The sequence below is a fragment of the Bacillus sp. FJAT-28004 genome, from assembly GCF_001280845.1.
GTDB lineage: Bacteria > Bacillota > Bacilli > Paenibacillales > Paenibacillaceae > Pristimantibacillus.
Genome location: NZ_LGHP01000001.1, coordinates 4,471,832 through 4,495,456 on the forward strand (window position 1 = coordinate 4,471,832; position 23,625 = coordinate 4,495,456).

Here is a 23,625-nt window from a genome sequence, read left to right on the forward strand (position 1 = left end):
TAAATAATGGATGAGCTATGGAGGAAAACCGCAAAGTTTTTAATCGTAGACGATCAGGAATATAATATTAGTCTTTTGGAGCGCATATTGTCACGGGCGGGTTATACGAATTTATTCACGACAACGGATGCAACGCAGCTAGAGACGCTATATCGAGCAAATCAACCGGATATTATTTTATTAGATTTACATATGCCTGTTATGGATGGGATATCGGCGCTGCAACATTTGAAAAAATGGAAGCAGGAAGGCGATTATTTGCCGGTTCTTGTTCTAACAGCTGATGTTACACCCGAAGCAAGAACGCGGGTACTCCATGAAGGCGCCAACGATTTTATTACGAAACCATTCGATAGGATGGAAGTGGTGCTGCGCATTCAAAACTTTTTGAAGACAAGATACTATCATCTGCAGCTTCAAGAGCAAAACTACAATTTGGAGCAGCGAGTTCGAGAACGTACCAAAGAGATTGAACGGGCCAAAAATGAAATTTTGAACGTACTGGGGCGCACCGCGGAATATCGTGATGATGAGACGGGGCAGCATACGCAGCGAGTTGGTGAGCTGTCCGGAAGAGTTGCATACGAATTAGGTCTGCCTGCAGAGGAAGCAGAGCTTATTAAACGGGCAGCACCTTTGCATGATATCGGGAAGATCGGCATCTCTGACAGCATCTTACTGAAGCCGGGAAGGTTCATGCCTGAGGAATTCGCAAAGATGCAGCTGCACACGGAAATTGGCGCCAGCATTTTGGAGGGCAGCCAGTTCCCAGTCTTGCAATTGGCCAAAAGCATCGCACTGTCTCACCATGAGAAATGGAATGGGACAGGTTATCCGAATGGACTTGGCGGGGAAAACATTCCACTTGCCGGACGAATCGTAGCGATCGCTGATTTTTACGATGCACTAACGCATGAGCGCCCGTATAAGCGAGCGTGGACACAAGAAGAAGCAGTTGCTGAAATCATGATTCAGAGCGGAGTACATTTCGATCCTCGAGTCGTTGAGGCCTTTCTGCGCGTTATAGAGAATAGCAGCGATGATGAAAGAAAACGAGAGGGTGTTCAGTAGTGAAAGGAATGGTATTTACTTCTTTTTTGGAAATGGTAGAAAACAAGTTTTCCTTGAAGCTGGTAGATGAGATTATTGAAGCAGCGGAGTTGCCTTCGGGAGGCAGCTACACATCGGTTGGCACTTATGACCACCATGAGATGATTAAGCTGGTTGTGGAGCTTAACGCTCGAACAAATATCCCTGTGCCTGATCTCGTTCGGACATTCGGGGAATATTTATTTGGTCAGTTGTTAGACAAGCATCCTGACTTTATGGTGGAGAACAGCTCCGTATTTGAATTTTTGCAAAAGGTGGATAGCTATATCCATGTCGAAGTGCGTAAGCTTTATCCGGGAGCGGAGCTTCCAGCCTTTCAATATGATACTTCCATACCAGGTACTTTGATTATGACGTACAGCTCCTCACGGCCTTTTGCTGATTTGGCAGAGGGACTTATTTTAGGATGCGTGGCGCATTATGGGGAAGTAATCGAAGTGAAGAGATTCGATTTGATCGATGGAACGTCTGCCCGTTTTGAATTAACCAAAGTGGAGTGAAACATGCTATGGATGATATTGATGTAGTCCGGCGGCAGCTTGAACGGGAGAAGAAGGCTCGTCTTGCTGCAGAACAAATTGCGGAGGAAAAAACCCGTGAAATCTATTATGTGAACCAAGAGCTGCGGCAACTAAATGATCAATTGGAGGAGCTTGTCAAAGAGCGTACGCTTGAGCTGTCCAAAGCTCGCGATGAAGCTGTTGAAGCGAATCAGATCAAAAGTCAATTTCTCGCGAGCATGAGCCATGAATTGCGGACTCCACTGAACGCTATTATCGGTTATAGCGAAATGCTGCAGGAAGACATGGAAGAGATGGGCGAACCTGCTTTTGCCGATGATCTCAACAAGATCAATAATGCGGGCAAGCATTTGCTCACGCTCATAAACGATATACTCGATCTATCCAAAATTGAAGCAGGCAAGATGGAGCTGTACCTAGAGCAATGCGATATTCCGAGCATTATTCATGACATTGTGACGACCATACATCCGCTAATGGAAGTTAATAAGAACGAAATCCAAGTAGAATGCACAGAAGGCTCGATCAAAACGGACATAACGAAGCTGCGTCAAATCCTCTTTAATTTGCTCAGCAACGCAAGCAAGTTCACGAAGGACGGAACGATAAAGCTGAAAGTGCAATTTGAAAGCGAAGCGGGCTTGCCGGGCATAGCTTTCCGTGTACAAGATACTGGAATCGGGATGACATCAGAGCAGATGGATCAAGCTTTTCAAGCCTTCAAGCAAGCGGATTCGTCGACAACGAGAAAATATGGCGGTACCGGTCTAGGGCTGGCTATTAGTCAAAGCCTATGCTACATGATGGGTGGCAACATAAGTGCGAGCAGCGTGTTAGGAGAAGGTGCAACATTCACCATCTGGCTTCCTCTACTGGAGCATATGGAACCAGAACCACTAAACGCCATAATACATAGTAATGGTAGCATTGCAGTAGAAGGGACTGGGACTGTCCTCGTTATCGATGATGATCCAGCTATGCTTCGGTTAATGCAGCATTATTTGGGAAATGAGGAGTGGAACGTACTGCTCGCCCAATCAGGGCAAGAGGGTATCCGCTTAGCGAAGCAGCTGAAACCGGCAGTCATCGCCCTTGATGTGCTCATGCCCGGTATGGACGGCTGGAACGTGCTGGCTGCGCTTAAGAATGATCCCGAGCTGGCGCATATTCCTGTCGTGATGATCTCCATGATGGACGAGCAGCATTTGGCTTATGCGCTTGGCGCATCGGAGTTTCTGACTAAGCCGATTTATCGGGAGCGATTGATCTCCACTTTAGATAAATATATACCGGAGAGACAGTCGCATTCTGTATTAGTCATCGAAGATGATGCAGTGACAAGTGACATGATAACGAAGCTGCTGAAGCGGGAGGGCTACCGCGTGACTAGGGCTGGTAACGGACATCACGCGCTGCAACGCATGACAGAAGAAGCTCCTCATTTAATTTTATTAGATCTCATGATGCCGGAAATGGACGGCTTTGAGTTTGTTGCGGCGATGCGCGAGCATGAGGAATGGCGATCCATTCCGGTCGTCGTCGTGACTGCGAAGAGTATAACGGAAGAAGATCGGCGGAGGCTCAATGGTTGCGTAGAAAATATTGTGCAAAAGGGGCATCTGGACCGAAAGGCACTCTTACATGAAGTTCGCCATTTGATTACCCTATCGCTTGCAGAGGGGGGAGAACGTGCATAAAATTTTGTTGGTCGAAGACAATGAGATGAATCGTGATATGTTGTCGCGTCGCTTGATTCGCAAAGGTTATCAAGTGGTTATGGCATCAGATGGCCTTCAAGGCATAGAGATGGCTCAGTCGGAATCGCCTGATCTTATTTTGATGGATATGAGCTTGCCCGTCATCGACGGCTGGGACGCTACGCGGGAACTGAAAGCGGCTCAGGAGACAAGTCATATCCCGATTATCGCCTTGACCGCTCATGCAATGGCCAGTGATCGGGAAATGGCTTTTGATGCAGGATGCGATGATTTTGATACAAAACCTGTGGAATGGAACCGGCTACTTGAGAAGATTCAGGTATTTTTAACATAAGTGTGTCGGTCACGTGTTATTAGGAGAGCATTGAACCAATGCTCTCTGAAAGTATTTTCAAGAACAGCATTAGTCCTATCCGCCTGCTATTCCACCATTTATTTTCCAACCTTTTCCTTAATCCTGTTTACTCTTTGCTTGATCATGAAATCTATTCTCTACATTGCACTTTATGCAATAGGATTCTTTTTTTAGTGAAGGACGCACAGCTACGCTGCAGTTTATACAGTAGATACCAACCATATTAGCTAGTTAGCCATACTTATGCCTGTTTCTACTGCATTTACTGCAATGTAGCTCTGCTTTTGGTGAGTGGTGTCAGGTTTACATTGTAGTTTCTGCAATGTAGGGTAATAAAGCTTCTCTGCTAGCCCTCACTTTGCGCGGCAGCAGCGTACTTTAACGGTTTTTCCTGAACTCATTGGGTGTACAACCGATTTCCTGCTTGAATAGCTTGGTAAAGTAGGAGTAGTTCGTGTATCCGGTTTTGCTGGCAATCGTATTGACCGATAACTGTGTGGTTTCAAGCAAATGTTTGGCAACCTTGATGCGTGCTTGAATGATATAGTTCCCTAATGAAATTCCCGTCTCTTTCTTAAACAATCGAGCCAAGTAATCGGGATTAAGATAAACAGTTTCTGCCAGACTCGTTCTTGACAGCTCATCACCGCAATGGGCGTGAATGTGCTGCTTTATTTCTTCTACGACGGACTTGGGCTGCTCCGTGAAATTCCGGTACTCTGTCGCCGTATTCACCAAATATTGAAGATAATTCTCCATATCCTCTATGGAGTTCAAGGATTGCATAAACATCTGATCATTGGTTCTTCCCGTATACATTTTATGTGCTTGAATTTCTTTGCTCTTGAGATAAGCATATACAAGCTGAACCATATCCAGTCGAAACAGGCTCAGCACAGAAGCGTTCAACATTTGCTTATGGGTGATATTATGCAAATATGCACTCGTTTCTGCGAGAAAGGAGCTCGGCTTATTTTGCTCCAGCAGCTGCTCCAAAAGCGTTAAGTTAGGCGGTGTATAAGAGGATTCCTGCTGATTGAAATGCTCTAGCAAAATGGTTTGATTTCGATATTTAATGATCTTGTCATTCATGCTAAGCAGGTCTTTCATGACGTGATGGATAGCTTCTAGCTTTCCAGTGTTAGCTATATTGCAGCTTGCATCACATCTGAGAAATGTATTAGCTCTTTGAATGAAGGTAGCGCAAATGCTTTCGATTATTCCGGAGTCAGGTATGTCCTTCCATTTCAGTATCGCCATCCAATTGGATTCCTTGAACTCCAATATCGATTCGACTGTAAAGCGCGTGTTCTGGAACAGCTCATGCAGCACATTCATAAGTGCAAAATCAAATAGATCCTTATCCTTTTTTTCCAGGCTTTCCTCATGAGGAAATACATGAATAAGCACGGGCAGCACCAAATCTGTCAATGTGTAAGGGAGATTTTGCTCTGCAATCAAATAGGTAATGTTAGCAGGGGTAGAATAGGTAGTTTTCCCGGTAACGAGCTTGCGCCAAAAATGCTCCTGGACATTTTTCTGATTTTTTTGCCAGTAGTAGCCTTCTTGGACCGCCTTGGCGACGCCTTGCTGTTCATTGGCTTTGAAGATGGCCTTCTGAATAATAAGCGTCAGCTTGTCGAATTCAATTGGTTTTAAGAAATAATCAAAGCTCTGCAGCTCGATCGCTTTTTGCGCATAGTTGAAATCGGCGTAATTGGTTAGAAATATGGTTTGAATATTATATTTCTCTTCGCGAATCCAAGCGAGCAGTTCTAGCCCGCTGCCCTGCGGCATTTCGATGTCGCAAAGCAAAATGTGAATAGGATGCTGCGTAAGCAGCTCCTGCGCATGGGCGATATTAAAAGCAGTATAGACATGATCGATCGATAGCGCCTGCCAATTAACCTTCTTCTCTAGTGCTGTCACGACAAAATAGTCGTCATCTACAAGCAGTACATTCATTATGTGTTACTCCTTTCACGGTGTATCCTGCGTAGGATGAGGAAGGTATAGGGTCACGCAAGCTCCTCCAGACTCGCTATTGGAAAAGTGGACTTTCGCCTTGCGGCGGTATAAGTATTCCAGACGTTGTATTGTGTTCGTGATGCCGATATGGTTACCGTCCGTTTGATCAAGTGGCTGTCCGCTTTCGAGCCTCTCCAATATATCGGCGTCAAAACCAGGGCCTGTATCAGATATACGAATGACAGCCACCTCTTCCTCTGTTTCCCTTTCTAGATCAACCTCCAGCCTAATTTGCACCTCATTTACTCGCGAAACGGCATATTTCACTGAATTTTCTATGAAAGTCTGAAGCACTAACGGCGGAATTCTCATCTTTCCCGTGGCATCCCCTTGATTAATACTGTACGTGAAAGCATCTCTGTAACGATGTTTTTGAATCTCCAAATATATACGGACATGATTAATCTCATCGTCCAGCTTCACGAAATCTTCCCCGTTTTGAAAAATATAACGAAAATAATTGGACGTTGAAATGGCCATGCTTTGAATTTCCTCGAACATTTGCATTTGGGCCATGCTGTGAATGTTGGTTAAGCAGTTCAGAAAAAAGTGAGGTTTAATCTGTAATTTCATATAATCCAGCTGGATCTTTTGTTTTTCAATCTCATGCTCATAGATATCAATTTTGAAAATTCTAATTTGCTCAAGCAGGTTTTTGAACAGCTTATTGGCATATTCGAGCTCAACAATCTTGTTCATCTTGAGATCGAGCGGTTTGCTGTCTTCATTGAACTGCGTCAAGCTGTATGAAAAGTTTTTGAGCGGCCTTAGGATCAGAATGTTGAAATACACCATGATGCCGCATAATGTGCAAGCAACAATCGCAGCAAGGAGCATAATGAGCAGCTGGGCAATCATGATTTTCTCAAAAGCTCCGAACTTAATGAACATTCTCACTCCAAATGTTGCGTTTGCAAATGATTTACTGACGGTCGTTGTGGTCTGCACCAGCCCAAGCAGCGTTTTCTTTTGTTCATTGTTTCGGGCTTGATTGTCCATATCCGTCGTAAGATTATTAATGACCGAACCATTATGATCGATTAAGGAAACAAACCCATTGCCGCCAAGATCCATTTGCCGGAGCGGACTAATCAGATTATCGGCAGATATCATACAAATGAGATAGCTTTCATGAAACGGCACGATATTAATGATGAAGTGTTTATTATTCAGAAGAATAAGGGACCAATTGGAATAATATTTTTCAAGCGAATTTTTATCTTGTACATAGGAGGCAATTTGTTTCTTTAATGATAGATAATCCGGGTACATCAGGTTGGTAGGTGAGGAATTTAAAAAATACTTTTGATCCTCTAAATAGATGAAGAAATTATATTTTTGCACGTAGTTTTTCTGGAGCTCGGAGAAACGTTTGTACAGCTCCGTATTTGCCTTTATAAATTCGGCATCCGTGGAACGAAACTGTTTCATCTTTTTTACGTTTTCATCGTTTGCAAGCGTCCAACCCATGTATTGATTAATATTGGAGAAATCAAGATTGATTTGATTGATATACATATTAGCGGTGTTTTGCAAATACCTTGTCGTTTGCTGCTTGACCATTGAAATGGCGACGATGCTAATAATACAATCCAGTACTAATACAGAGACTAAAATCAAGAGCATCACTTTCACGTAGTGCCTAATCGGATAGGATTTGCCGGGTGTTCGTTTTGTCATAGGTCTCATTCAGATTCCTCTCTTTTTTAGGACTTACTGTCGGCTGGTAAAACCAATTATAATGCAAACGCAGCATAATAAGAGGTATCGCTTGTCTGTTTTTACATGAAAGTCCGAAAAAAACGAAAGAAAGTCTGGATAGTGTCAGCCTCTCTATTATTTATATGATCATGCCGACAAACCATTATAGGAATGAAGAGAAAAGTCCGAATTGCCATTTAGAAAAGTCCGAATTGTTCTAAAAGCAGCATCTATAATAAAGAGGCAAGAGAGAAGGGCGAAGCAACATGGACGGAGACGAAAGAAGGATGGGGGAATCTCTTTGAAGACCAGCCAATTTAACATGAATATGCAGCAAACGATTGGCCGGATAAGAAAGAACTGGGGCCTGTATGTTTTGCTGCTGCCTGCAGTCGTGCTGCTTCTGCTTTTTTCTTATAAGCCGATGTATGGCGTGCTGATTGCTTTTAAAGATTACAGTCCTGCTCTGGGAATCATGGATAGTCCTTGGGCAGGGTTAAAGTATTTTGAGAAGTTTTTCAACTCCTATCAATTTTCCAGCACGATTAAGAACACTCTGATTATTAGCTTCTATAGCATAGCCACATTTCCAATACCGATTATGCTCGCGCTGATGATCAATCAAATGCGTGTGAACCGGTTTAAGCATGTTTTCCAGACGGTGACCTACATGCCGCATTTTATTTCTACCGTCGTTATGGTTGGTCTGATCCTCATTTTATCCTCACCGAGCACCGGACTTATAGGAAATATCTATCGCTTGTTCGGAGCTGAAGCTCCTAATTTGATGGGCTCAGCTGAATGGTTTAGCAGCGTTTACGTTTGGACGGATGTTTGGCAGCACGCCGGCTGGGATAGCATCATCTTTATTGCAGCGTTATCGGCCGTCGATCCAAGCCTTTACGAAGCAGCGAAGGTGGATGGAGCGAGCCGCTGGCAGAGAATTCGCTTCATTGATATTCCGATGCTGCTCCCGACGGCTATTATTTTGCTGATCCTGCGAATTGGCGGGCTCCTCGGTGTCGGATTTGAAAAGGTTTATCTCATGCAAAATAATTTGAACATTTCCTCTAGCGAGGTTATTGCTACCTATGTTTATAAAATCGGGATGCTGAGCAGCCAATACAGCTTTTCCTCGGCCATCAACCTGTTTAATACGATCATTAATTTCATTTTGCTGATTCTAGTTAATCAGGCAGCCAAAAAATACAGCGAAAACAGCCTGTGGTAACAGAAAGGAAGGATACGGATGAGCGCAATGGAAACCGTGGCACAACCGGCATTACATAAACAAAAAAGGCGTTCCTGGGACGTCATGGAATGGTTGTTATATTCGTTTGCGATTGTGATGCTGATTCTCATCGTTTATCCGATTTATTTTATCGTAATCGCATCATTCAGTGATCCGGCCGCCGTGGCTAATGGTCAGATGTGGCTTTTTCCAAAAGGCTTTACACTGGATGGCTATAAGGAGCTATTGAATCATTCCAAAATATGGATTGGCTACCGAAATACGCTCCTGTATACAGTAGTGGGGACGATCATTAGTTTGGCGATCAATGTATCAGCGGCATATGCGCTATCCAGAAAGGATCTTGTCGGCCGCAAGAGCATCAACATATTTTTTATATTCACGATGTTTTTTAATGGCGGTCTAATCCCTACATTTCTGACGATCCGCGACTTTCATTTGTACGACACGTTTCTTGTTATGGTGCTGCCTTTCTCCGTTGCCGTTTTTAACATTATCGTGGCGCGTACGTTTTTCCAGTCCAGCATTCCCGGCGATCTGTGGGAAGCAGCGCAGCTGGATGGCTGCGGCAACCTCAAGTATTATGTGCAGATTGTTTTGCCGCTGTCCAAAGCTATTCTATCGGTTTTGGCCTTATGGACGGCTGTAGGCTATTGGAATTCCTATTTTAATGCACTCATTTACTTAAAGGATCAGGATTTGTATCCCTTGCAGCTTGTTTTGAGGAACATATTAATTACGAACCAGATGCAGTCGAGCATGGGAACAGGCGAAGCAGCGCTCATTGCTATGCGCCTAGCCAACCTGATGCGCTATTCCGTTATAATCGTCTCGACGCTTCCAATCATGTGCATGTATCCGTTCGTTCAAAAATATTTCAACCAGGGGGTGATGATTGGCGCTGTGAAGTAATTAGCCATATGCCATTCACAATATGTATAGGGGGAACTTTCAAATGAAGAAAAAATTGTTCATTGTACTAGTTCTAAGCTTAAGCATGTTAATCAGTCTTATGGGTTGCGCTGGAAAAAAAGAGGAGGCTCCTGCCAAATCCGAGTCCGAATTTAGCAAAGAAGGACTGCCGATCGTAACGGCGCCAATCACGCTGGATGTTTTGACCGTTCGCTGGGGCAATATGGGAGATACATTCAAAAACAATAAATGGCTGCAGGATCTTGAAAAAGAAACGAACGTTAAAATAAACTGGCAAGTCATGTCCTCCAATGACTGGGGCGAGCAAAAATCGATCATGCTGGCGAGTGGCAAGCTTCCTGATATTATTTTTGGAGATAATGCTTTCTCGGATTCCGATATCGTCAACAACTTATCCTATTTCCGTCCGCTCGATGACTATATCGACAAATACATGCCGAATCTTAAAGCAGCAATGGATGAAACGCCAGAGCTGAAGCAAATCAGCACATTCCCGGACGGCAAAATTTATTCATTGCCTGCTAGGCTGCCATCGCGCCCATTGTCGACTATGCAACCTGTTATCAATAAAGCTTGGCTTGATCGTCTCGGCCTTGAAGTTCCTGATAATATTGAAGATTTGTACAATGTGTTCAAAGCGTTCAAAGAAAAGGACCCGAACCAAAACGGAAAAGCGGATGAAATTCCTTTTAGCGGCTCGGTAGACATTAGCATGGATTTTCTAAATCCATTCGGCATAACAGACTCGAACGGCAACAGTATGATGCTTAAGGACGGCGAGCCAGTCTTCATCCCGACATCGAACGAATATAAAGAAGCGCTGAAATGGACACATAAATTGTATTCGGAAGGTTTGATCGATCAGGAGCTGTTCACGCAAGATAGCACAATGTTATCTGCAAAGCAGCAAAATCCTGATGCTGCTATGATCGGCTTCTCTAATCAATGGATACCGGATGCTGTTTTCGGCAAATGGAAAGATGAATATGCAGCTATTCCATCCATTGCTGGACCTGATGGGCAACGCTATCAAACCGGTGACCCGGTCGGATTAAGCTTAAGACGCAATGAGATGCTGATTACAACGTTTAATGAAAATCCAGAAGTCGCTGCGCGCTGGGCGGATCAGTTCTACACGAATGAAGCAAGTATTCAAAATTTCTGGGGTGCAATAGGTACCGTTATTGAGAAAAAAGGCGACGGCAATTATGCGCTGCTGACTCCTCCGGAAGGCACAAGCGCTGATGCATGGTACTGGGATCAATCGGTCCGTGATTTTGGTCCTAAATACGTAAGCCCAAGCTTCGAGAAAAACATTATTTTGGATGAAACGACCGGAGACGGACTGAAGCTCTCTATCGACAAGCTCGTAAGTGAGTATGTAACTACGCCATTCCCGAATGTTATGTACAACGTAGAGGAATTCAAAGAGCTTCCAACGCTTACTACGGATATCGACAGCTATGTCAGAACAAATCGTGCTCAATGGATTATAAAAGGAAACATCGACCAGGAGTGGGATGCGTACATTAAACAGCTAAACAGTATGGGACTTGAACGATTGGTAGAGATTCGCAGTGATGCCTATAAACGCTACACAAATGTTAAGTAATCGTTGTAAAGGAGCCTGTAAGTGATGGTGAAAGTAACGGTATGGAATGAAAATCGTCATGAGAAAAACAATCCAGTTGTCGGTGGAATTTACCCAAGCGGCATTCATGGCGCTATTGCAGATTTTCTAATGAAAGCTGGATTTGAAGTCGGAACAGCTACTCTTGATGAACCGGAGCATGGACTGACGGATCATGTATTAAATCAGACGGATGTATTAATTTGGTGGGGACACCTGGCACATCACGAGGTTGAGGAGGCCGTCGTTGATAAGGTGTACCAGAGAGTGCTGAAGGGAATGGGACTTATCGTTCTGCACTCGGGGCATGCCTCAAAAATTTTCAGCAAGCTGCTTGGCACACCGACCGGGCAGCTAAAATGGCGCGAGGCAGATGAAAAGGAACGGATTTGGGTCATTGACCCTGCTCATCCGATTGCTTCAGGACTCGGCGAGTACATCGAGCTTCCGCAGGAAGAGATGTACGGTGAGCATTTTAATATTCCGGCTCCTGATCATTTGGTATTTGTCTCTTGGTTTGAAGGCGGTGAAGTGTTCCGAAGCGGCGTTACTTACCACCGCGGACAAGGGAAAATCTTCTACTTCCGTCCTGGCCATGAAACGTATCCGACCTATTACAATAAAGAAATCCAGAAGGTAATCGAGAACGGCGTGCGCTGGGCAGTGCCGAGTCAAACGGCCGAACCTGTTTATGGCAATGCATCTCCGCTGGAGCCTATTAAATCGAAGACAGACTCGAGAGAGGTAAACGAAGTATGAGGAAATTTCGTATCGGTTTGATTGGTTTGGGAGGGATGGCTCAGGAGCATATAAGGTGGATGAAAGCGGAAGGTCGCTTTGAGATCGTTGCAGTGAGCGATGTGTATGAAGAAGCGTTAGTCAAGGTGGGTGAACAGCTTGACGTTGCTCAAGGCAAGCGATATTCGGACTACACCAATCTAATTGAAGACCCGGATGTCGATGCAGTAGTGTCCGTTACGCCAAACAACGTCCATGCGGAAATTATCCTTGCTTGCTTGAAAGCAAGGAAGCCATTCATGGCAGAAAAACCGTTTACCCGTGAGTTTGAGGAAGCTAAGTCACTTCTGGAATTGTATGAACAGCAGCCGGTGCCAGCAATGATGGCTTTCACCTACCGTTACACACCTGCTTTCCGTTACGTACGAGAGCTTGTGCGCGAGGGTAAAATCGGAGCTGTTCGCAGCTTTAGTGTCCAGTATTTGCAGGGATGGGGCGCAGAACCAAATAATGTTCCTTATATCTGGCGCTTTAACAAGGACATTACCGGCACGGGGACGCTTGGCGATCTGGGCTCGCATATGATCGATATGGCGCGTTTTCTCTTTGGGGAGTTCGAAGAGCTGTCAGCACAGCTGCATACGATTATTCCCCAGCGGCAAGATCCAGCGAGCGGGAATATGGTCACAATCGAGGTTGATGACTTTGCGAGCTTCCAGGCTCGTATGAAGGGCGATATTATGGGCGTCTTCCAAACGACTCGCAATGCGATTGGATCGGGCAACCAGCACGAAGTATCCATTTATGGAGATTCGGGTACGCTTCATGCTTCAACGCTAAATCCAAATGAGTTGATATGGATTCGTGAGGAAACTCCTGGACAGATTGCGAGAGTGACTGTCGAAGTGCCTGCACATTGTAGAGTTACGCAGTATGCCGATTTCACGGCATTGCTTGAGGGAACGGTTCCGGATGGCATTGCTGGCTTTATGGACGGCTACCGCAATCAAGAAATATTGGATGCCATTATTAGGGCAAGTGAAACCAAAGCAACCGTACAGCTCTAAATTTGTTCTTATTAACTTGTTCCGGTTCAGTGAAGACGATTCTAGTCTTTGCTGAACCGGTTTTTTGCTTTTAGTAGAAGCGGCCCCAAAAAAGCGAATCGTTTAGTTACAGTCAAACTGTACCTTGATTGTAACCATATGCTGGTATAAATTTGAAGCATATAGATATTTAAATCACAGATCGAAAGTGGGATAGGTTATGAAAATAGAAGTAAAGCTGGCTGCTCAAGACGAAGCCTATGTAATAAAAAATCTATATCCTCTTTATTTACACGACTTATCCGGACATTACGGACATACGCCGAACATACATGGCATTTTTGAGGATAGTAATGAGTGTAGAACATTAACGGACCAATATGATGTTCAGAACATTTGGTGGGAAAAGCCTGATTGTCTGTACCCTTTCTTAATTAGGGTTGATGATATTCCTGCGGGATTTATACTTGTTGCTACACCGCCTCATTGTGCAAAAGGGGTCGACTATTTTGTGAATGATTTCTTTATACTGCAGCCTTACAGAGGAAAAGGGATAGCAGAAAATGCCGCGACTCAAGTATTTGAGATGTTTAAAGGCCAGTGGGAGCTGTTTACTAATCCAATGGAGCAAAATATAGTAGGTCAAAAGTTTTGGAGAAAAACAGTATCCGGCTATACAAAGGGTAATTTTGAAGAAGAGGTTGGCATGACATTCGACGGGCACAAATTGATTTTTAGATTTAATAATGAGGTTAGAACGGGGATTGAAAACGAGGAATTAAAAGATAAGATGGGGGATGCATGAACATGCAGCTGTACTTAGATAAAATTGTTCTTTTGTTTAAAGGAGAGCTTGAAGGAAATCTGTCGGGTATTTATTTACATGGATCATTGGCTATGGGATGTTTTCATCCCCAAAGAAGTGATATCGATTTTATCGTTGTGATAAGAGAGAGTTTGACAGCGGAAAACAAAAAGAGAATTGCAAAATTAGTATTAGAGCTGGATGATGAAATGCCAAATGAGAGAGGAATGGAGTTTAGTGTGATTTTGGAGTCTCACCTGAATGCCTTCGTCTATCCTACGCCATGTGAAATGCATTATTCCGATTTCCACAAGGAAAGGTATCAATCAGACGAGAATTATGTTTGCGGCGGGTACGAAGACAATGACTTTGCAGCTCAGCTCGTTGTTGCCTATTATCGGGGGAAAACCTTATATGGCAAGTCGCTTGCTGAGTTATATGAGCCTATCGATAGAAAGTATTATCTGGCCTCCATTTATTATGATATTAAAGATGCTTCGGATGACATTATGGATCAACCAATGTATATTACCTTGAACCTGTGTAGAGTTCTGTTCTATCTGAGAGATGGGAATATATCGTCCAAAAAAGAAGGAGGAGAATGGGGAGTCAAAGCATTACCGAATGAGTACCAAGACTTGGTTAGGAAGTGCCTAGACGAGTACACCGGAGTTACAGGTAAGCAAGAGTTTGATCCTGAACTTTTAGCAGCTTTTGCAGACAATATGTTACGTGAAATAAAGCAGTTGATATGAGCGAGGCGTAAGTTAAGAATAGACTTAAATCATTGATGTGATTAATAGTTAAATACCCAAAATTATATTTGCTAACGGACACCAGAGCCTCTAATTCCCTCGATTCTTCTCTATTGAAGAAGCAGCGGACATAGAGGCTTTTATTTGGCTTCAAGTCGCATGATTAAGATAAAAGGAATTTTATTTAGATATGAAGAATAAATAACTGGAATGATCTGGGTTCGGACAACATGATGAATTTATTTAGCATTATTTTAGCTCGCTAAGTCGATTTAGCACATTGTTATTCGTCGTTTAAATAAGGATGTGATTATCGACTGTGCAAAAAGGGATAATTGAGGTTCCATTATAAAATCAGGAGGGCATACATATGCGATTTATGATGATCGTCAAGGGTACTAAGGATTCCGAGGCAGGGGTTATGCCAAGTCAGGAGCTACTTGAAGCGATGCTTCGCTATAACGAGGAATTGGCTAAGGCTGGCGTGCTGCTCGCTGCGGATGGGCTTCAAGCAAGCTCGAACGGCATACGAATTTCCTATCCAAATCCCGGTGAAAAGCCAAAAGTAATTGACGGTCCTTTCACTGAGGCCAAAGAGATAATAGCGGGTTATACGCTTATTGAGGTGAATTCCAGGGAAGAAGCGATTGAATGGGCAATGCGTATGCCGGACCCTCACGGTAATGGCGAGGGCGAAATTGAGCTGCGGCAGGTGCTTGATGCGATGGATTTGACTCAAAATCCGGAAACGCTGGCTATGGAAGCCGCGTTTCGAGAACAGATGGAGAGGTCTAAAAAATCGTGAGCCAGTCTGCAGTCCATCGTACAATTGATGCCATCTGGCGTATTGAATCAGCCAAGCTTATAGCCGGGCTGGCGCGGATGGTTCGCGACGTCGGCCTTGCGGAAGACCTTGCACAGGATGCGCTTATTATTGCACTAGAGAAGTGGCCGGAAAGCGGAATTCCGGATAATCCAGGAGCATGGCTTATGACTGCAGCGAAACGCCGTGCGATTGATATGATTAGGAGGAGCAAGCTGCGCGACCAGAAATATGAAGAGTTTGGACGAGGAACGGTCTTATATACCGAGGAAGATATTCATATAGCGATGGATGGAGAGGTCGGAGATGATCTCCTGCGCTTGATTTTCACAACATGTCATCCTGCACTATCTCAGGAGGCGAGAGTAGCTTTGACGCTGCGCTTGCTTGGAGGACTTACCACGGATGAAATCGCACATGCTTATCTTGTTTCAGAGTCGACTATTGCACAGCGGATTGTTCGAGCGAAACGTACGTTAAGCAGCTTGCGAGTTGGTTTCGAGGTTCCTGTAGGCGATGAGCTCAAGGAACGACTCTCTACTGTACTCGAAGTGATCTATTTAATGTTTAATGAGGGGTATACGGCGACATCCGGCGGCAGCTGGTTTCGACCGCTGCTCTGCCAGGAAGCGCTAAGGCTAGGGCGTATCCTGGCGGAAATTGCACCCGCCGAGCCTGAAGTGCATGGTTTGGCTGCTTTAATGGAATTCCAATCGTCACGCTTCAAAACACGGGTAAATGCTGCGGGCGAACCGATTCTTCTGATGGATCAAAACCGCAGTTTATGGGATCAGCTGCTCATCCGCCGAGGCTTAGCCGCTCTTGAGCGAGCGCAAAAGCTCGGCCGTCCGCTTGGTCCTTACGCGCTTCAAGCTGCGATTACTGCGTGCCATGCTAAAGCTCGGATGGCATCGGAGACCGATTGGGCGCGTATTGCCGCTTTATATGAAGCTTTGTCGCGCGTCATGCCGTCCCCTATCGTAGAATTAAATCGGGCGGTAGCGATTGCAATGGCTTTCGGTCCTGCGTTCGGCCTTCAAATTGTTGATGAGCTAACATCCGCAGCATCGTTAAAAGACTATCATTTGCTGCCGAGCGTCCGGGGAGATCTTCTGGTTAAATTGGGCCGAATGGATGAGGCGCGCACAGAGTTTGAGCGTGCTGCTTCGTTGACACGTAACGCTCGCGAGCGCGAGCTTCTGCTGAATCGTGCTGCCGAGTGCTTGTCTTTAGAAGCGGATAAAGAAAATGAAGATCATGAAAAATAACGATCATGTCGATTATGAAGCTCCCCATTCGTTGCTGAAGTAGAGGATGGTTTGAAATCACCCCGTTCTCAAGCGATAGGGAGGAAATATATATGCGATATATGTTGATTGTTAAAGCAACCAAGCAATCTGAAGCTGGTGTGAAGCCCGATCGACAGCTTATGGATGAGATGGCTTCGTTCAATGATTCTCTTGCTGAGGCAGGTGTGCTCTTAGCTGCTGAAGGTCTGCAGCCCAGCTCGAGCGGACTGCGGATCACGTATTCCGAATACGGAGAGAAGCCGAATGTTGTAGTCGGTCCTTTTGCGGAGGTAAAAGGAATAATTGCGGGATATACGCTGATTGATGTGAAATCGGAGGAAGAAGCCATTGCATTTGCGATGCGTATGCCAAATCCAGCCTACGGCGGCGAGGGTGAAATTGAGCTGCGCCTGCTTCTTGAAGATACGAAATTGCTGCAAGGCTCAAGAATGATGGCACTGGAAGCGGATTTGAGAGACCAAATTGACATTCTAAATAAAAGTTGAGTTTTTTTTATGAAGCTGTCGATTTAGTTAATCCTCGTTCGACGTAATGATAGAGTCGGGTAGAATTTCAATTACAAAGGAGAAATAATAAATGAATCAAGACGTAACAGATTTTATCGCAGCGATAAAAGAGCCTTGGCAAGTGGAGCTGAGTTTTGAGCTGCGCAAGCTTGTTCATGGAGCTATCCCAGACGTTCAGGAGCGCATTCAGTATAAGAAACCTCATTTTTTGAAAAATGGAAAATACGCTGCCGTTATTTCTACTTCGAAGGATGCGGTGAGCTTTACGATCTTTAACGCAAGTGAGCTATCGTTTCCGGAGCCATTGTTTGACGGTCCTCCTGAACGGAAAACCATTAAGCTTAAACAGGGGAATAAAGTTGATTATGATCAATTGACGTCGTTAGTTGGCCAGGCCGCCTCGACACTATAAGAATGTATTTTGAATGAGAAGAGCACCTTGCTGGTGCTCTTTTTTGCGGGAAGCAACATAAGGAGCAGCTATAAGAAGGCCGGGCACCATTCACTCGAATGGTGTCCGGCTTTTCTGTTCTTTATGAGTAAATAAAGAACAGAAAATATGGTTATTGTGTAAGCTTCCTTATCCACTCTCTAACGCCAAATGCGATGACCCGGTTATGAATCTTAGGTTCTGTTAGATTACAGCACTTTAACAATTCAGGCAGCGCATGTTCTTCAAGAGCAGCCTTGGCAGCTTCCATATAGCCTTTATATGTCGGAGTACTGCCGCCAATCACGATGACATCGGGATTATACAGATGAAGCAGGTTAGTTAAAGCGTAGCCAAAATATTGCCCTGCTTGGCGTATAAGCGCAGTCACCTGCGAATCGCCTGCTTCTAGCCGCTCACGCACTGCCGCATCATCTATGCCGGCTTGGTTCGTAATCGCGTAACCACTGGCGAGAGTATCGAGCAGTGCTGGCTTGCCATTCACGGTAAGGATCATATAGCCGAGCTCACCGCTCCAGCCCTTCGCACCAAGCAGCAATTCGCCTGAGGCTACTACACCTGCTGCGATGAAGGCATCAGACATAATGACCGCAACGGTATGGTTGTCCTGATAATGTGCAGCCTCGGCCAGCGTTGCAGCCTTAACGTCGTTAATGAATGCTACAGGAATGCCTGCTGCTGTCGTAAACATATCTGCTGTAGCTCCGTTTAACACAGGTAAAACATGACTTAGCTCTACTTTATCCGTACCAACAACGAGTCCCGGCATACCGATGCCGATGCCGCTTGGTGTATAAGTCAGCTTGGCTACAAAAGCTTCGACCTCCTGCTGCAGCTCGAGCAGCGAGCAATCTCTGGCGATAGGAAAAATATGCTCTAGACAGCCATTTGGCGTATCCGCCATCATGTACATCTGACCGCCGTCTATTTCGATGCCAACATATGAATTCATACCATAGTCACTCCTATTATAGGGTAGAGTAAGAAGTCTACTATTTCCAAAAAAATATCCATTTTATATAAATTATAGAAAATAGCTGCAATAAGAGTATTTTGGCCATGCCAAGAACAAGTATAATTGTATTTGATCGGAGTCGGCTGTTTATAAGTGGTAATCTAAAGAAGTGGTTTAGATAATTATTTATAAAGAGGCGAATACAAATATGGAAGAAAATATATTGAAATTTCTTAAGGAAGCTTATTCTATTGGTTGTTATAAGGTGGAAACGGTAACCAATGAAATCTATCGTTGTCTTGCTAAGCAGGAAACCTTTTTTGTTCGAATAACGAATTATAAAACCTATCACGAGCAGTTAGAGGAAGTAAGCTGGACGAATTTTTTATGCCATCAAGGCGTTGGCGCTTCTGAAGCTGTCCTATCTTCTAATCATCAATATATTGAAAAGATCATGCTGGATGAAGAAAAGCTGGCCGTTGTATATAAAGCTTCGGCGGGCATTCATTTGCCACGGGCGGAGTGGAACAAATCTGTACTTAAAAAGGTTGGAAAACAAATAGGCAAGATGCATCGTGTAACCCAGTCCTATCTTGAGTCTACGGCACATCTTAAGGATTGGTACGAAAATAAGGAATATGATTTTCTCACACATATCCCGAAGGAAGAAACAGCCATACGAGAAATGGCAGATCGTCTTTTAACAGAGATTAAGGGTTTGCCTAAAAATAATTCAAACTACGGACTGATCCACGGTGATTTATGGCTAGAAAACATCTTAGTGGACGGCTCTGAAATTACGATGATTGATTTCCAAGATTGTGAAAAACATTTTAATATTTTTGATTTAGCTGTGCCTATTTATTCTGCTATGGAATTCTCATTCTCAGGCGGAGGGAACATAAAGGACTATCGACAGTCCATTACGGAAGCTCTCCTTGATGGATATAGAGAAGAGCACGATCTATCTAAGGAGATGGTCGATACATTGCCTCTTTTTTTGAAATTGAAACAGCTGTTTGAATACAACTTGATGCATATGTATTGGAATCATGAACAATTAAGTGAGGAACAAGTTCGAATCATCAATTTATATAGAATGCGAATGGAGTATGATCACTTTTTGTAAAAAGGTTAGCTGAGCGGAGGTGTTGTGAATTGACTGCTTATGATTTTGTATTTCCTGAACTAGAGACAGAACGTTTGAGGCTTTCTATTTTGACTTTAGATGATTCTGAAGCAATATATAAGCATTTTTCGGATGAAAATGTGACCAGATTTATGGATATCAACCCATGTGAAAATTTAAACGAGGCCAGAGAGATTATTCAATATCACATCGATGATAAGGGCTGCCGATGGGGTATTTTCAGTAAAAAGGATCATAGACTCGTTGGAACTTGCGGTTTCCATTGCTGGGTTCAAGGAGCGCAGCCTAAAGCAGAAATAGGATTTGATTTAGCTAAGGAATTCTGGGGAAAGGGGTTAATGCAAGAAGCGCTGCTCCCTGTAATAGCCTATGGATTTGAACAGATGGGTTTATCGATGATCGAAGCCACCGTGGAACAGCAAAATGGAAAATCCATTCAACTGCTGAATAGGCTGCATTTTGAGAAGGAAGCAGAATTAAGAGATGGGCTTTTTTATTATTACTTGAATCGAACTATATGAAAATTAGAAATCAAAATAGACCGAAACCATTCAATAATATGGTTCTCGGTCTATTTCCTATTTTTAGAATGGGGAACAAGCGATTAACCCTCCTCCAAATTGGAGTAGTGTGTGACCCGGTTTCTCCCGCTTTTTTTGGAGTTGTAAAGCGCTTGATCAGCTTTTTGAAGCAAGGATTGATCGGTATCCTCCTGCGTAATCGTTGCTGCGCCAATACTAACGGTCACATGATATTCTCCCCAATTAGCTGTTTCAGTCTTGCTGCGATACCTTTCGGCTGCTAATATGGCATTCTCCAGATTGGTATTAGGAATAATAATGACGAATTCCTCTCCTCCAAATCGAGCCACAATGTCGTCTTCTCTCGAAGTGGATACGAGTAGTTGTGCCAGCTCTGTAAGAACCAAATCACCGACCTGATGCCCATAGGTATCGTTAATGCTTTTAAAACGATCAATATTGATAATTAAACACAATCGTTTGTTCACCTTTGCCTAAAACATTTACGTTATTGCGTACTAGGAAATCAACGGTCATCGGAATTCCCCTCTCTAAGATGATTAGTAAGTAGATCCTCTGATATGCCATAAGCTTATGATCATTATATCTGATTACAGTGAACAATGGATTATTAATCTAATTAATTAATATATTAGCAGTGGAAATGATAGGGCTTTCTTTTTATTATCTTAATTGTGTATAGTAAAAACGAAATGAATGGGACAAGGAGTGTAGGCATGAATCGTTTCGGACAAATGAATACATTGCGTAATCAAATTTTCCTTGGCTTCATGCTCGTTATGGTTATCGTGCTGGGGGCGGTCGGCTTTTTTACGTATGATCAAGTTTCCGTTCTGCTGCGCAACAATGCGGAAAAACATATTCAACAAACGGCTGTTCAAGCGACAGGCAAGCTGGATGTGCTGCTGCGGCAGATCGATACGTTCACGATGCAGGTAGCAACAAACGCAACGATCCAGCGGTTGATGGCACAAGAAGTGCAAGGACGCAAGATCAGCTTTGAAGAGCGTCAATCCCTTCAGCAGGAGATACGAAAGCAAGAAGCTTATGCAACGGGGATTCGCTCGTTGGAGCTGTATACAACGGACTATCGAATGCTGTTCCCGCTTACGGATATAAGCTTGGACAACCGGGTATCTATGGACTGGCTTAGCCTTGTGGACAAGGGAAGAGGCAGGTTGGTCTGGTTCGGAATGGACCCGAGGTACCCCGATTCCATCATTGCGATTCGCCATGTTCGGCTTATTGACCATTCCTTCTCGCATGCAGGGTATTTGATGGTGCAAATTGATAAAAAATATTTTGAGCTCACGGAATCGAATGGTAATGCTGACAATAGCTCCAGCGAAATGATGGGTTTATTCGATGCCGAGAACCAGACCATTACCTCCGATTTTTCGAAGGAAGTAGACGTTGAGAAGATGCTTAATCAGGGGGATGAGACGGTAGCGCTGGACGGAGAACGTTTCATGGCCATTGAGAAAAAATCGGAAATGACCGGCTGGAAAATTATTATTTTAACGCCGATAAAGTATGCTGCCGAGGGCATTTCGATTTTACGTACCGTTATTATTGTTTCGATTTTAGTAGGCGGCATGTTATTTCTTATTTTAACTTTTATTTTATCAACGATGATTACTCGCCCGATATTGAATTTGATTAAAGTGATGCGCAATGCGAAGTTCGGGACCTTGAAGCCGATACCGGTTACGTCCAAAACGATGGAAATTAATGAGCTTAATAATACGTATAATCAGATGGTTGGCTCTTTGAATGAGCTCATTGATGTTGTTTATCAGAAGGAAATTGTTCAAAGCCGGACGGAGCTGAAGGCGCTGCAAGCGCAAATTAATCCGCACTTTTTGTTTAATACACTGGAAGCCTTTTATTGGGCGCTGGATGAGAAAGGCGAAGAGGAGCTGGCGGATGTTGTTATTGCAATGTCTGGTTTGTTCCGATATGTCATTTCACACGCGGATGAGGATGAATGGGTAACGATCGGTGATGAGCTTGAGCATGCGCAGCGGTATTTGAAAATAATGGATATGCGCATGATTGATAGGCTGGCATGGAAGGTGGAATCGGAAGAAAATTGCCGCAGCGTGCCGATTCCTAAGCTTCTTATTCAACCGCTCGTGGAAAATGCTATTCTGCACGGCGTTGAGCAGCGAATTGGGGCAGGCACCGTTGTTATTCGGGTCGAGCCGTCTGAGCGGACGGGTTATACTCGCATTGCAGTGACGGATAATGGACCAGGCATGGATGAGGAGAAAATTCGGGCTTTGTACGCAGCAATGGACAAAGGCCAGCATCAAACTTCCTCCAAAGGAACTGGGGTTGGCATAAGCAATGTGGAGCGGAGATTGCTGCTTTATTATCATTTGGAAACCAACGGCTTGGAAATAAAGAGCGAGATCGGCAGCGGCACAACCGTTGCCTTTGAGATACCGAATGAACATGGGAGGGAAATTCCAATTGAAAACCATACTGATCGTGGATGATGAACCGAGAACGAGGGAAGGCGTACGCAAAGTGCTTGAAGCATGGTCGGCTGGACAATATCGGATAGAGACCGCATCCAATGGGATAGAAGCGATGGAGTGGCTGAAGCATAACGAGGCGAATTTGCTAATCACCGATATACGCATGCCTGAAATCGGAGGCTTGGATTTAGTGGAGCGAATAAACGAGCAGCTGCTGCATCCTCCTATCGTCATCATTATTTCGGGTCACCCTGAGTTTGATTACGCACAGAAGGCGCTGCAGTTTGGCGTGGTCGAATATCTGCTCAAGCCTTTGGATAAAACTAAACTTATTAAAGCGGTAGAGCTTGCTATGAAAAGAGAAGAAAGCAAACACCGGATTGAGCGCATGGAGAAGCTAATGGACCCGAAGCTGCTGGATATTGCGCAGGAAGAAGACCGCTATAGCCCGCAGGTGCAAGAAGCGATTCAGTATTTAAAAGACAATTGGCAGAAGCCGCTCACTATGCGCGATACAGCAGAGCATTTGCATATGAATGCAAGCTATCTCAGCGTGCTCTTTAAGGAGCAGACGGGGCTTACGTTTAGCGATTATTTAACGAGAAAAAGGGTGCAGAGAGCTAAGGAATTACTGTCTACGACAAGACTTGCGATTGCTGATATTGCTGAACAAGTCGGTTATCAAACGGCGAAATATTTTGTGAAAGTTTTTCGTTCGCTTGAAGGAACTAGCCCGGGTCAATATCGAAGAACGATCGCTCATTCCGAGGAGACAATCCAATAAAAGTAGTATTTTCCCCAATTCATGTACCC

At 44.2% G+C, this 23,625-nt stretch carries 23 protein-coding genes; 19 read left to right on the plus strand and 4 right to left on the minus strand.

The features are described 5' to 3' along the window. Positions 1–6 precede the first annotated feature (6 nt). The 4 genes from AC787_RS19475 to AC787_RS19490 are packed head-to-tail and all read left to right on the plus strand — an operon-like array spanning position 7 to position 3,683. Positions 7–1,071, plus strand: a complete 1,065-nt coding sequence (locus AC787_RS19475) for an HD-GYP domain-containing protein (RefSeq protein WP_054026306.1) — start codon at positions 7–9, stop codon at positions 1,069–1,071. A gap of 8 nt (positions 1,072–1,079) precedes the next feature. Next, complete coding sequence (locus tag AC787_RS19480) at positions 1,080–1,610, plus strand: heme NO-binding domain-containing protein (RefSeq protein WP_235561086.1); 531 nt, start codon at positions 1,080–1,082, stop codon at positions 1,608–1,610. An 8-nt stretch (positions 1,611–1,618) separates the two neighbouring features. Continuing rightward, positions 1,619–3,328 carry a hybrid sensor histidine kinase/response regulator gene (locus AC787_RS19485; protein ID WP_054026308.1) on the plus strand — a complete coding sequence of 570 codons (1,710 nt, stop codon included), beginning with the start codon at positions 1,619–1,621 and terminating at the stop codon, positions 3,326–3,328. Continuing rightward, positions 3,321–3,683, plus strand: a complete 363-nt coding sequence (locus AC787_RS19490; RefSeq protein WP_054026309.1) for a response regulator — start codon at positions 3,321–3,323, stop codon at positions 3,681–3,683. Before AC787_RS19485 ends, AC787_RS19490 begins: the two co-directional genes overlap by 8 nt. A gap of 399 nt (positions 3,684–4,082) precedes the next feature. Here the strand turns inward: AC787_RS19490 and AC787_RS19495 are convergent, their stop codons facing one another. Both AC787_RS19495 and AC787_RS19500 read right to left on the minus strand, forming a co-directional pair. Next, positions 4,083–5,669, minus strand: a complete 1,587-nt coding sequence (locus AC787_RS19495; RefSeq protein WP_054026310.1) for a response regulator transcription factor — start codon at positions 5,667–5,669, stop codon at positions 4,083–4,085. Positions 5,670–5,684: 15 nt separating this feature from the next. Then, positions 5,685–7,421 carry a sensor histidine kinase gene (locus tag AC787_RS19500; RefSeq protein WP_321166131.1) on the minus strand — a complete coding sequence of 579 codons (1,737 nt, stop codon included), beginning with the start codon at positions 7,419–7,421 and terminating at the stop codon, positions 5,685–5,687. Positions 7,422–7,755: 334 nt separating this feature from the next. Between AC787_RS19500 and AC787_RS19505 the strand changes: the two genes are divergently transcribed. The 11 genes from AC787_RS19505 (at position 7,756) to AC787_RS19555 (ending at position 17,643) form a co-directional block, all read left to right on the plus strand. Next, on the plus strand, positions 7,756–8,664 hold the full coding sequence (locus tag AC787_RS19505; RefSeq protein ID WP_054027150.1) for an ABC transporter permease: 909 nt from the start codon (positions 7,756–7,758) through the stop codon (positions 8,662–8,664). A gap of 27 nt (positions 8,665–8,691) precedes the next feature. Then, positions 8,692–9,597 carry a carbohydrate ABC transporter permease gene (locus tag AC787_RS19510; protein WP_235561087.1) on the plus strand — a complete coding sequence of 302 codons (906 nt, stop codon included), beginning with the start codon at positions 8,692–8,694 and terminating at the stop codon, positions 9,595–9,597. A gap of 43 nt (positions 9,598–9,640) precedes the next feature. Beyond that, positions 9,641–11,230 (plus strand): extracellular solute-binding protein, encoded by a 1,590-nt coding sequence (locus AC787_RS19515; RefSeq protein ID WP_235561018.1) that lies wholly within the window; start codon positions 9,641–9,643, stop codon positions 11,228–11,230. A gap of 24 nt (positions 11,231–11,254) precedes the next feature. Next, positions 11,255–12,007, plus strand: coding sequence for a ThuA domain-containing protein (locus tag AC787_RS19520; protein WP_054026313.1), 753 nt, complete (start codon positions 11,255–11,257; stop codon positions 12,005–12,007). Next, entirely contained in the window at positions 12,004–13,053 is a 1,050-nt protein-coding gene (locus AC787_RS19525) for a Gfo/Idh/MocA family protein (RefSeq protein ID WP_054026314.1), read from the plus strand. Before AC787_RS19520 ends, AC787_RS19525 begins: the two co-directional genes overlap by 4 nt. Before the next feature lie 199 nt (positions 13,054–13,252). After that, positions 13,253–13,837: a GNAT family N-acetyltransferase gene (locus AC787_RS19530; protein ID WP_054026315.1), complete on the plus strand. Its 585-nt coding sequence runs from the start codon at positions 13,253–13,255 to the stop codon at positions 13,835–13,837. After that, positions 13,834–14,592 carry an aminoglycoside adenylyltransferase domain-containing protein gene (locus AC787_RS19535; RefSeq protein ID WP_054026316.1) on the plus strand — a complete coding sequence of 253 codons (759 nt, stop codon included), beginning with the start codon at positions 13,834–13,836 and terminating at the stop codon, positions 14,590–14,592. The genes AC787_RS19530 and AC787_RS19535 overlap by 4 nt, the downstream gene beginning before the upstream one ends. Before the next feature lie 370 nt (positions 14,593–14,962). After that, positions 14,963–15,397, plus strand: coding sequence for a YciI family protein (locus AC787_RS19540; protein ID WP_054026317.1), 435 nt, complete (start codon positions 14,963–14,965; stop codon positions 15,395–15,397). Then, the gene (locus AC787_RS19545) at positions 15,394–16,683 is read left to right on the plus strand and encodes an RNA polymerase sigma factor (RefSeq protein WP_054026318.1); all 1,290 of its coding nucleotides are present in this window, start codon (positions 15,394–15,396) and stop codon (positions 16,681–16,683) included. The genes AC787_RS19540 and AC787_RS19545 overlap by 4 nt, the downstream gene beginning before the upstream one ends. A gap of 92 nt (positions 16,684–16,775) precedes the next feature. Beyond that, positions 16,776–17,210, plus strand: coding sequence for a YciI family protein (locus tag AC787_RS19550; RefSeq protein WP_054026319.1), 435 nt, complete (start codon positions 16,776–16,778; stop codon positions 17,208–17,210). A 91-nt stretch (positions 17,211–17,301) separates the two neighbouring features. Next, positions 17,302–17,643: a DUF1801 domain-containing protein gene (locus AC787_RS19555; RefSeq protein WP_054026320.1), complete on the plus strand. Its 342-nt coding sequence runs from the start codon at positions 17,302–17,304 to the stop codon at positions 17,641–17,643. Between the two features lie 151 nt (positions 17,644–17,794). Here the strand turns inward: AC787_RS19555 and AC787_RS19560 are convergent, their stop codons facing one another. After that, positions 17,795–18,634 (minus strand): ROK family protein, encoded by an 840-nt coding sequence (locus tag AC787_RS19560; RefSeq protein ID WP_054026321.1) that lies wholly within the window; start codon positions 18,632–18,634, stop codon positions 17,795–17,797. 184 nt (positions 18,635–18,818) lie between these two features. Between AC787_RS19560 and AC787_RS19565 the strand changes: the two genes are divergently transcribed. Both AC787_RS19565 and AC787_RS19570 read left to right on the plus strand, forming a co-directional pair. Next, entirely contained in the window at positions 18,819–19,766 is a 948-nt protein-coding gene (locus AC787_RS19565; RefSeq protein WP_414730990.1) for a phosphotransferase enzyme family protein, read from the plus strand. A gap of 29 nt (positions 19,767–19,795) precedes the next feature. Beyond that, on the plus strand, positions 19,796–20,308 hold the full coding sequence (locus tag AC787_RS19570; protein WP_054026323.1) for a GNAT family N-acetyltransferase: 513 nt from the start codon (positions 19,796–19,798) through the stop codon (positions 20,306–20,308). Positions 20,309–20,391: 83 nt separating this feature from the next. On the opposite strand, the gene AC787_RS19575 is transcribed toward AC787_RS19570, so the two are convergent. Continuing rightward, a complete protein-coding gene (locus AC787_RS19575) occupies positions 20,392–20,784 on the minus strand; it encodes a GGDEF domain-containing protein (protein WP_054026324.1) in 393 nt (130 codons plus the stop codon). A gap of 261 nt (positions 20,785–21,045) precedes the next feature. Between AC787_RS19575 and AC787_RS19580 the strand changes: the two genes are divergently transcribed. Next, positions 21,046–22,830, plus strand: a complete 1,785-nt coding sequence (locus AC787_RS19580) for a sensor histidine kinase (protein WP_054026325.1) — start codon at positions 21,046–21,048, stop codon at positions 22,828–22,830. After that, positions 22,805–23,596 (plus strand): response regulator transcription factor, encoded by a 792-nt coding sequence (locus tag AC787_RS19585; RefSeq protein WP_054026326.1) that lies wholly within the window; start codon positions 22,805–22,807, stop codon positions 23,594–23,596. The genes AC787_RS19580 and AC787_RS19585 overlap by 26 nt, the downstream gene beginning before the upstream one ends. The last annotated feature ends 29 nt before the right edge of the window (positions 23,597–23,625 follow it).